The 10,473-nt window shown below is 57.0% G+C and carries 6 protein-coding genes; 2 read left to right on the top strand and 4 right to left on the bottom strand.

Annotated features, from left to right (window positions below):
• A partial coding sequence (locus AC2FNU_RS21500; protein ID WP_496792309.1) for an adenylate/guanylate cyclase domain-containing protein occupies window positions 1-1,267 on the top strand: 1,267 nt, incomplete at its 5' end.
• Window positions 1,268-1,384: 117 nt separating this feature from the next.
• On the opposite strand, the gene AC2FNU_RS21495 is transcribed toward AC2FNU_RS21500, so the two are convergent.
• The 4 genes from AC2FNU_RS21495 to AC2FNU_RS21480 form a co-directional block, all read right to left on the bottom strand.
• Entirely contained in the window at window positions 1,385-2,191 is an 807-nt protein-coding gene (locus tag AC2FNU_RS21495) for an SDR family NAD(P)-dependent oxidoreductase (RefSeq protein WP_496792308.1), read from the bottom strand.
• Entirely contained in the window at window positions 2,192-2,983 is a 792-nt protein-coding gene (locus AC2FNU_RS21490; protein ID WP_496792306.1) for an SDR family NAD(P)-dependent oxidoreductase, read from the bottom strand. It lies immediately after the preceding gene.
• A complete protein-coding gene (locus AC2FNU_RS21485) occupies window positions 2,980-4,047 on the bottom strand; it encodes an LLM class flavin-dependent oxidoreductase (protein WP_496792304.1) in 1,068 nt (355 codons plus the stop codon). The genes AC2FNU_RS21490 and AC2FNU_RS21485 overlap by 4 nt, the downstream gene beginning before the upstream one ends.
• Before the next feature lie 92 nt (window positions 4,048-4,139).
• The gene (locus tag AC2FNU_RS21480) at window positions 4,140-5,129 is read right to left on the bottom strand and encodes a LysR substrate-binding domain-containing protein (RefSeq protein WP_496792302.1); all 990 of its coding nucleotides are present in this window, start codon (window positions 5,127-5,129) and stop codon (window positions 4,140-4,142) included.
• 263 nt (window positions 5,130-5,392) lie between these two features.
• On the opposite strand from AC2FNU_RS21480, the gene AC2FNU_RS21475 reads away from it, so the two are divergent.
• On the top strand, window positions 5,393-10,473 hold a 5,081-nt coding region (locus tag AC2FNU_RS21475; RefSeq protein WP_496792300.1), incomplete at its 3' end, for a SpvB/TcaC N-terminal domain-containing protein.

Here is a 10,473-nt window from a genome sequence, read left to right as displayed (position 1 = left end):
GGACGAAATCACACCAGCACGGATGGGCGAGGGAGAGCTCTACGAGGTCGCCAAAATCTCGGGTGAGAGGCTGATGGCCGATGCAGAAAACAAAACGCCTGGGCCGGTGACAAAGCGGATCGTTTTTGAGGATGTGCCATATGCGGTGGCGTTGACGCCGCTTGGGTTCTATGGCTGGCGGGTCGCTACGGTGATCCCGGAATCCGCCTTCCTGTCGGGCATCGACAAAACCCTGATAAACCTGGTTTATATCCTGCTTGGCGTCGTTGTCGTGGCAATAGGTCTGGCCATCTGGTTTATCCGCCGGGTCGTTGCAAATCCGCTTTCGCGCGTGGCCGAAGACCTCAGTCGGATCGAACGTTTTGATGTCGAACAGGTTTCCCGCCGACCCTCGCGCCTGAAAGAGCTTGAAAACCTGTCCGCCGCAACAGCCAGTATGGCCGCGGGCCTGTCGGCGTTCCGCAAATACGTTCCTACCGATCTGGTCCGCATGCTGGTGGCAGAAGGTATCAAAACCCAACCCGGCGGCGAAACCAAACAGATCTCGGTTCTGTTTTGCGATGTATCAGGGTTTACAGGTCTGACCGAAAAACATGGCCCCAAGATCGTCGAACTTATGGAGCCATTCTTCAGCGCCGCTACATCAACCATCGAGCGTCACGACGGAACCATCGACAAATTCATTGGTGACGCAGTTATGGCATTCTGGGGGGCGCCGCGACAAAATCCAGACCATGCCGAACATGCCTGCCGCGCAGCGCTTGAACTGGTGGATGTGGTCGAATCCTCCAGCTTGCAGAGCCAATCCGATAACGCGCTGCATGTCAGGATCGGGTTGAACAGCGGAGAAGCTCTGGTGGGAAATATCGGTTCCGAACAGCGGCTGAACTACACCGCAATCGGCGACGTGGTGAACGTCGCCAGCCGTCTTGAGGGGACAAACAAAACCTACGGCAGTGCAATAATCATCGGCCCTGAAACACGGCAAGAGGCAGGGAGTGCCATTGTCGTACGCGAGTTGGACACAGTTGAGATCCAAGGCCGCTCTGAAGCGCTGGTGGTGTATGAGTTGATCGCTATGGCGGACAGTTTCAAAGGATCCCGCGATTGGATTGAGGCCTATGAGGCTGGCCTGTCGCACTATCGGGCCAATCGTTTCCCAGAGGCCATCGCCGCATTTCAAACCGCTGACACGATGCGCGGCGGCGACAGGGCGTCACAAGTGATGATCAAGCGTGCAGCTGCCTTTCAGAGTAGCGCTTCCTAAACGGGACTTCTGTAACAGCAACGTTTTCTTTTGGGATAGTCCTCAGGAGGGTTGAATACGCGTTTGATCCATGTCGGTAGCGGCTGACTACGCGCGTCAGGGCAATACGTGCCGTAGTTAAACCCGACACGAAACGCCACCATCCACCGTGATCTCTGTTCCGGTGATGTACGACGCTTCATCACTGGCAAGAAACAACGCCGTATTGGCAACGTCCCAAGGCGTGCCGACGCGTCCGAGTGGAATCCGCGCCGCGCGCTGCCTGTCCAACTCGTCCCAATCAATGCTCTCAGGCGCTGCGCTGTTTTCCTCAGCGGCTTTGCGCGCCATGGGCGTATCGATAAAGCCAGGCAGGATCGCGTTGGCCCGAATGCCATGTGGCGCGACCTCAGCCGCGAGATTGCGGGTAAACGAGATTATTGAGCCCTTGGTCGCATTATAGCCGATGTACGGCGCACCCAGATACCGCAAGCCAGCAATGGAAGAGACATTGGTTACAACACCACCTTGGCGGTCAAGGAAATGGGGAAGAACATGCTTTGTTGGCAGAAACACCGCCTTCATGTTCACCTCGACCATCAGATCCCAATCTGTAACGGTTGTATCCATCGCGCCACCCGTGCGCAGAATTCCAACGTTGTTCTGTAAGATATCGATCTGGCCAAACTCTCTCAGGCATTCCGCGACTGCCTCGGCAATCTGCGCCTCATCCGTTACATCTGCGGCCAGAGCAATCGCCTGGCCGCCCTCGGATCGAATAAGATCGCACGTGTCCTGGGCCGCTTGTTGGCTGACGTCCAGCGCGCAGACCCGCGCGCCCTCTTGGGCGAGCCGTAAAGCGGTCGCCTTGCCGTTGCCCATACCGCCACCGAGCGACCCGGCACCGGTAACAAGAGCGATGCGTCCCTCTAGCCTTCTCGACATTCAGGCCTCGTTCGCTTGTAAAAAACTGTTCATGCCACCATCGACCGCTATCGTCTGCGCGTTGATGTAAGATGCTGCTTCCGACATCAGAAACGCGGCTGGGGCAGCGATTTCTTCTGGTTCTGCCCAGCGCGCAGCCGGCGTACGGTTTTCGATACGCCGTACAAATCCTTCATCGCTCAGGATTTTGCGGTTCATATCAGTCAACACGTAACCGGGCGCGATGACATTGGCCGTGATCCCGTCCTTGCCAAAATCTGCCGCCAACGCACGCATCAACCCCGCCACTGCTGATTTGGAAGAGCAATAATTTCCTACCCCTGGGCGGGGGTTGCTTGCCCCGATGGAAGCGATCGAGATTACCCGCCCGCGCTGTGGGCCGGGGTTTTTCTGCATGACCAGACAGGACTCGCGGGACAGCACAAAAGGAGCAAAAACATGGACATCATACATCGCTTTGTAGTCGTCGACCGATTGATCGGCGGCGTGGCCGTGATTTGTAAAGCCTGCGTTGTTTATTAATCCCCAGATCGACCCGGCTTCTCGCGCAACGTCTTGCACCCAGGCTTCACAGGCGCTCACATCTGTCAGGTTGAAACTGCTGGCGCGGGCATCAAAGCCCTCGGAACGCAACGCCTCTGCCGCGTCTTGCACCTTTTCTGCGTTCATATCCATCAGCCGCAAACGTGCGCCCTGTGCCGCACAGGCGTGCGCCATGGCCAATCCAAGTCCTTGAGCGCTGCCGGTAACCAGAATGACCTTGCCATCAAGCGCATAGTTAGGCGCCCTCATGACGCGAGCACTGTTTTTGAGTGATCTTCCGCCAATGCGGCTTTGACGGCGGGCATAACCTGATCGCAGAAGACTTCGAGCGATCGCTTGGTCTCGGCAAAAGGGATTGAGGCGATTTGCATGAAGACGCTCAGATGTGTAATTCCGAACTCTCTTGCCTCGGCTAAAATTTTGGCGGTCACTTCTTCAGCGTCGCCGATTATGGCGCGCTGCAACACGGTGTCGATATCGGGTTCCTGGTCAAAGGGCACAATCCTAAGATCTGCCCCGTTCATCTGCGGTTCGGGCTGGCGCATGTTGTAGGCCATGCGCGCATGGATAAGGACCTGTTCGGCGGCGGCGCGCGCATCTTCCTTATCCTTAGCGACATAGATGTATCGCTGAACAGCAAAAGGGTAGCATTCCTGACTCAATCCGTTTTCTGCCCGAGTCTCATTGTAAAGGCGGCGTGCGGTTCCGACGATTGAACTTGGGCCAAGGGCCGGGGTCGTAAGAGGTTCTGCGCCGTAATCAATCATCTTTTGACGCATCTCAGGTGCGTTGCCGACTGCAAAGGTTCGGATTCGTTCCTGCAAGGGTGCAATAGACAACGCGGCATCCTCTATTTGGATATGTTCACCGTGGTAATCGATGACACCCCCATAGACGCCTAGTTCGATACAGTCCCAGATCTCCAACCCGCGCATCAGGCGGTCATTTATCTCAAACCCGAATTTTTTGAACTCTCGCGGCTGATAACCGGTGCCCAGCCCAAGCACCAATCTGCCATTTGTAAGTTGATCGGTCAGGCAGATTTCTTCGACAAGCCGCAGCGGTTCGTAAAAAGGCATCACAACCACCGCTGGTCCAAGTTTGATCCGTTTAGTTTGTCCAGCCATGTGAGACACGGTCATGAGAGGTGACGGGGAAATGCAATAGTTTGACAGGTGGTGCTCGGCAAACCAGGTAATGTCGAACCCGGCGTCATCCACCATCATCGTCATGTCTCGCATTTGCTGAAACACATCCGCATGGGTAGAGCCGTCGACCGGTTTCGTCATCAAATTGAAAAGCGAGAATTCCATTCCGCGTCTCCTCGTTGCGGGATCTCGGCAAGTTTCGTCAAAAAACTGACCAGCGACAAATTGTGTCTGCTTGGGAGCTGGCAAAGAAATTCTTATACGGCTGCGACTTCTTTTCTTAACCATTGCAAGAAGGATTGCACGCGCGGCTGCTTGAGCCGGGCCTTAGGGCACAGAAAGAAATAAGAGTAGGGACCGAGTGCAGGTTTGAACGGCAAACGCTCGACCACGCCTTGCGCCAACAAATCTGCGGCAAGTACGTCCCGCATAACACCAATCCCCTGACCACTTGCTATGGCTTTCAGGGTGGCGCTGGTGTCCCCAAAGTAGAGCCCTTTTTCAAAATCATCAGCAGATGCACCGTTGATCTCAAGCACACGACGCCATTCGCTGTGGTTGGTGTCGTGTATCATGGGAAACTGTTTGAGAGCATCGATTGAAGCATCTGGGCCAAGTTGATCCGCCACCGTCCGGGACGCGATAAGGATGTGGTTTTCTCCCATAAGGCGTTCTTCATACAGACCTTCGGCACCGCCGGGACCCCATCGAATTGAAACGTCAGCTCCTTCCTGACCAAATTCAGTTTTTGCCACCGTTGAAAGGGCAATGAGATCGATGTTTGGATACTCGGTCGCAAAACGTCCGGACCGAGAGGCAAACCATGTCGATGCGAAGGACGGTAGCATACTCACTGTGAGTGTCGTACGGCTCTCACTTGGCTTCAGCTCGTGAACGCTGTCGCTTAGCCCGTCAAGCAACGTGGAAACAGCCTTGCTAAAACGCTCTCCGTTTTCCGTCAGAACAATCTGATTGTTGCTGCGCCGGAACAGGGCCACATTTAGCCTGTGCTCAAGTAACTTGACCTGTTGACTGATCGCCGGCTGGGTCAGGTTGAGCTCGGCAGCAGCCAGAGTAAAGCTTTCAAGGCGCGCCGCTGCTTCAAACGCGACCAGAGTTTGCAAAGGCGGCAGGTCGCGCCGCATACGATTGCTATCAAAACCCACGGTCTCAAGTTTCGAAAGTGCATTCGGTCCCAAGCGATCAAGTTTTGTCCGAAGCGATTGGCTCATCATCAGTCCTAGCATAAGGGTTTCTTTGGCAAATCGTAGGAAAATCAAGCTTGCGGTCAACACTGGAAATTTTTGTGTGACGCCGAAACGAAGGCGACTAAACCCCGGGCTTCGCTCCGACCTTCATGAGACTCCATTGCGGAATTCAAGAATGACCTACCCTGCCAAATTTGGGCGGAATTCAGCCAACCTGAAATTGAACTTTACTTTACGTCAACTCAAGCGCAGTCTTAACAGACGAGTCTCTCAGCCAGCCCCTACAACTGGGAGTTTTCTAAGTGTCGCAGGTCAATGAACGCACACCGCTGTCCGCAGCGGTTGACTACACCGTAGCCGCTGACAGGTTTTCCGGTGCAGCATCGGTGAGTGTTTCGATTGACCTCCCGGCCTCGCGCAACAGCTTTGGTCCGAAGGTGACGCTGTCATACGGATCAGCGCGGCGACAAGGTATCTTCGGGCGCGGTTGGTCACTTGGCGGACTGCCCATTATCGGCGTCGATACTTCGGAATCTCTGCCAGCTTACGATGGCCGCGACGGGTATATGTCGTCCATCGCAGGTGCTTTGGTGCGCGAGCGGGACGCTACGGGTAATCCGGTTCAACGATCGGCAGGCGGGTTCATCGTCGAACGATTTCGGGCCCGCAACGATACCGCGCGCATGCGGTTCGAAAGATGGACAGAAACGGCCACCGGAAACGTACATTGGAGATCCCGCGACACGGGTAACGTCCTGACCATTTACGGCAGGTCCAATACTGCTCGGGTCGCCGACCCCGACCATTCTGCACGGGTATATCAATGGTTGCCTGAAATAACTGTGGACGCTCATGGCGATGCGTTGGCCTATGAGTTCGTGGCCGAAGACCAGCGCGGACTTGGTGCCCAGCGCGTTTACGACAGCGGACGCCCCGCAGGCACTCAGCGTTACCCCAAAAGCCTGCGCTGGGGTAACGCCAGCCCTGTCGCAGACGCTGCTTCTGCGGACCCAAACGCCATAAGCTGGGCCTTTACGGCAGTATTCGATTACGGAGATCACGATCCCACCGCGCCACAATCGACACCCGACAGAGATTGGCCCGCCCGCCCTGATCCGTTTTCAACCGGAACTGCCGGGTTTGAGTTGCGGACGTGGCGGCTTTGCAGACGACTTCTGTTGTTTCATCGATTTGACGGGCTTGGCCCGGACCCGGTTCTGACCCGCGCCATAGGCTGGGACTATGACGAGCGAACAGACGGCACGCACCTGATCTCGGTCACAAAAACGGGCTATCGCGGTGTCGGCGCTGCACGTGAAGAACGTGCTGTTCCACCTTTGACTTTTTCATACACCGAACCGGAATTGGGCGACGTTTTCGCCCCGGTCGCCGCAGCACTTCAGGCGACGGCTCCGGAAGGCGTTACGGGTGCGGGGATGCGCCTGGTGGACCTGTATGGTGAAGGGCTTCCCGGTCTATTGCACGAAAGCAGCGCAGGCTGGACCTTTCAGCGCAATGAAGGCGGCGGACGTTTCTCAGCGCCTCTCTCCATTCAGTCTCGCCCTGCCCACAGTCTTGCATCTGTTTCGATAGGCGACTTTGACGGAGACGGAACAATGGACGCCATCGTCCTCTCTGGACAGGGGGCAGGACATTACAAGTTTGATGCCGACACCGACAGCTGGGGCAATTTTCATCCCTTCGACCTGATGCCAGCCGAGGCGTCCGTGAGCGGAGGTGAACGACTGGATGTAACCGGGGACGGACGAGCTGATCTGATCCGCCGAACGGATGGGGGACTGAGAATATATGAGTCCCTCGGCTCAAAAGGCTTTGCGCAACAACCCACCGATGTGAATCTCGCTTTCAATGCCGCGCGGGGTCCAGGCGGAGCACCGCCCCTGTTGACCGACACGGAAACGGACTTCTTATTCGCGGACATGACCGGGGACGGCTTGGCTGACCACGTCATGCTGCGCGACGGGTGCATTGTGTATTGGCCCAGCCTTGGCCGTGGGCGGTTCGGAACAGCCGTCAAAATGGAGAACGCTCCGCCGCTGAAAACGCAAGGTCGACTGGCACTCGACCGCATCCTGCTGGTGGATTTGACCGGAAGCGGCCCTTCAGACCTGGTCCATATCGGCGAGGGTGAGATCAGGATTTATTACAACGAGGCCGGAAATCGGTTTTCGCCGCCGCGCATACTTGGCGGGCTGCCGATGATCGACACCAGCAGCGTTCTGGACATCCGGGATGTGCTGGGCGATGGGCGATTGTCGCTGATCTGGGCCGAAAAACGGGCTGGACGTATCGCAAGTTATCAAACACTTGCGCTTTCAGGACCGGTTCCACCGGGTCTTGTGGAGCGTATCGAAAATGGCATGGGGCGACGAGAGCGCCTTGTCTACGGCAATTCGGCTGCGCACTATTTGCGCGACAAGAACAGGGCGCGCCAGTGGACGACAACCCTGCCCCGCCATGTCGTTACATTGGACAAAATCGCGCGCGTCGATCTTATCACCGGGCTGACAATCGAAACGCGTCTGAATTACCGGAACGGTGCGTTCGATGGCAGGCAACGCATTTTTGCCGGGTTTGGCGAAGTTGATGCGATAGACGCCGAATACCTGGAAGATGCTGTGACTGCGAGGCCGACGACAGCGCCGCTATTGACACGCAGCTTCTTCGATCTTGGCACTGGCCATGAGATGCATGATCGCTTTTGGAGCGATGACACGGCAGCCATCGCACTGGAAGCACATGCGCTCGATGCAAGCCGTCTCTCAGCTCCTCTAGACGCAGACAGTGCGGTTGACGCACGTGCCGCTCTGCGTGGTCGTGAGATTAGAACCGAATTGTTCGCGATGACTGAGACTGAACCGGAACCAGTTCCAATTGTTGTCGAACAAAAAGGATACGTTGTTCGGGTCGAACAACCCCCGACAGCGAAGGGAAGCAACGGTACCAGACATGCACTGGACCGGGCGGTATTTGCCATCATCAACCGTGAATCCGCACGCTCTTTGTACGAGGGGATCGCAGACGATCCGCGTGTGTCCCAGGATGTTGTGCTGAACAGTGACGACCATGAATCCATGCGGCTTGCTGTGCAGATTTCTTACCCCCGGCGCTCTGGTAACGTACGCGATGACCCTGCACAGGATCGGCTAGGCTGCCTGATTAAGCGCGTCGAGATGGCTCATGACACGGGTGTCGATCTCTGGGCGCTGAACCGGCCAGTTTCACAGGAAGAATTCGCCCTGACCGGAGTGGCACAACCGGATCGCGGCTGGTTCACCTTTGAAGAAATCGCTGCCATTGTGGAAGGGGCCCTGTTGGCGCCTTTAGACCATGACGCAACACCAGCACCCGGTCGGGCCATTCGCACAAGTTGGTCGCGTCGGCTGTATGTTGGACCGACCGGCATCGACGCGGCGCCGTTGGGGGAAGCTGCGCAACCTGTCCGTCTGCATCATTCGGAAACGGCCTGCTTCACAGAAAGCTTCGCAGTAAACCAGTACGGAGCAGGGATCGTTACCCGTTTGCCAGCGTTGGGATACACATTTGCAGACGGATACTGGTGGAACGCCTCCGAGACGCAGCTCTATCACCCGGCCGGTTCCTTCTTCCTCCCGGCCGGGCATCAATTGTCCGATGGGCGGACTGTCGACATCGACTACGACGCACCACCGTTTCATCCGATCCGCGTGACTGACGCGTTTGGGGGTGTTGCCACCACAGCGATTGACTACGTGGCCCTTGCGCCCGGTCGCACGGAAAGCCCAACCGGAGCGTGGACGCATACGGTGTTTGACCCGCTTGCAATCGCGATCCGTACCAGCCACGGAGGCACAATCGTCGATAGCGGCGGCACTGAACAGCAATGGGGATTCGATCCACCGCCTCCGGGAACCGGGCCACCCTTAGTTACTGCACTGTCGGACCCCGACGGTACCCTTGGCACCCAAAGCCAGATGATCGTGTACGACATTGACGCGTTCCGGCGCGAGGGAAACCCACCTGCTGTCCTAAGCCTAACGGCGTCAAACCTTGCGCATGATGGTGCTGGCGGGGTCCAGACGGGCGGACATACTTCAATTGAAGTGAATTACCTGGACGGATTTGGGCAAAGCGCACTGTCCAAACGCCGCGCCGAGGCCGGAGATGCGGTTTTCCGCAACCCAGCGGGGGATCTGGCGGTCGGAGCAGACGGGTCGCTTGCAACACGACCTTCGGTGACACGTTGGCGAAGTTCCGGCTGGTCCCGCCGAAACGCAAAAGGCGAGGCAATAGAAAGCTTCGAGCCTTACTTTTCCGAAAGCTCTGACTACGAAGATGATCCTGAATTGCGTTCCAACGGTAGCGCAACCCGGCGGTTCTTCGACGCAGCGGGACGGCTTGTGGAAACCCTTCTTCCCGGCGGAACAGTCGAACGCTCAGACTACGGAACCTGGACGGAACGGTTTTTTGACGCCAACGACACGGTAAACACCTCTGCCTGGCGTCTGCCGCGCGAGATTATGCCCGCAGGCGATCCCCACCGACACGCTCTGGACGTCACCCTGCCCCACGCCGATACACCAGTCGAACGTATCTTTGACAGCGAAGGCCGTCAGGTTCGTATCCGCGAAACCGACGGTTCGGGTGGTATCCGTGAACAGCGGTCAATCCTTCTCGAAACCGGAGAAAACGCCCGCGACATTGACGCGCGCGGGTTAGAAACGGGTCGGCACGTTTATGACATGGCAGGACGTAAATGTGCAGAATGGTCGGCCGATGCCGGGGAAACACGCGTCCTGTTCGATGCCCGCGACAATCCTGTAGAGACTATAACCGAAGGCAACACGATCCGAACAACCGTTTATGACGCCCTTGATCGGCCCGTCTCGGTTGCTGTCGATACAGGCACGGGACCGCGAAGGATCGAAGGCATAGACTATGCAGACGATCCGACCGATGCTGCCGCGACCAGACGCAACCTGTATGGCCTTGCCATCGAAACGCGCGACGAGGCCGGGCGCCACCAAGTGCTTGATGCTCTGCCCTCGGGTCAGGTTTTTCGCTCTGCTTGGGAATTGATCTCTGACCCGGTTGCAGATGTTGACTGGACCGCAGGCGTGGCGATGGACGGAGAGATCTTTGAAACATCCGCCCGATATGACGCACAGGGCCGACCCATCGAGCACCGAAATGCTGACGGGTCAATTGTCCGGACCTCTTATTCCGAAGGCGGCGCGTTAGCTCGTGTGACAGTTGCGACTGCCGACGGGCAGGTTGGCGAAACCGAGATTCTGAACAACGTCCGCCTCTCGATCTATGGCGAACGGGAAAGCATCGATTATGGTAACGGGGTTACAGTCAGCCGGGAGTTCGATGACAGCAC

The organism is Ruegeria sp. BHSB064, from assembly GCF_059613205.1.
The sequence above is the reverse complement of the archived record's forward strand: the minus strand, read 5'-3'. Positions and strand labels throughout refer to the sequence as shown.

Coding starts and splice junctions, on each gene's coding strand:
- AC2FNU_RS21495 (WP_496792308.1), bottom strand. CDS start 2,191: ATGTCGAGAAGGCTAGAGGGACGCATCGCTCTTGTTACCGGTGCCGGG.
- AC2FNU_RS21490 (WP_496792306.1), bottom strand. CDS start 2,983: ATGAGGGCGCCTAACTATGCGCTTGATGGCAAGGTCATTCTGGTTACC.
- AC2FNU_RS21485 (WP_496792304.1), bottom strand. CDS start 4,047: ATGGAATTCTCGCTTTTCAATTTGATGACGAAACCGGTCGACGGCTCT.
- AC2FNU_RS21480 (WP_496792302.1), bottom strand. CDS start 5,129: ATGCTAGGACTGATGATGAGCCAATCGCTTCGGACAAAACTTGATCGC.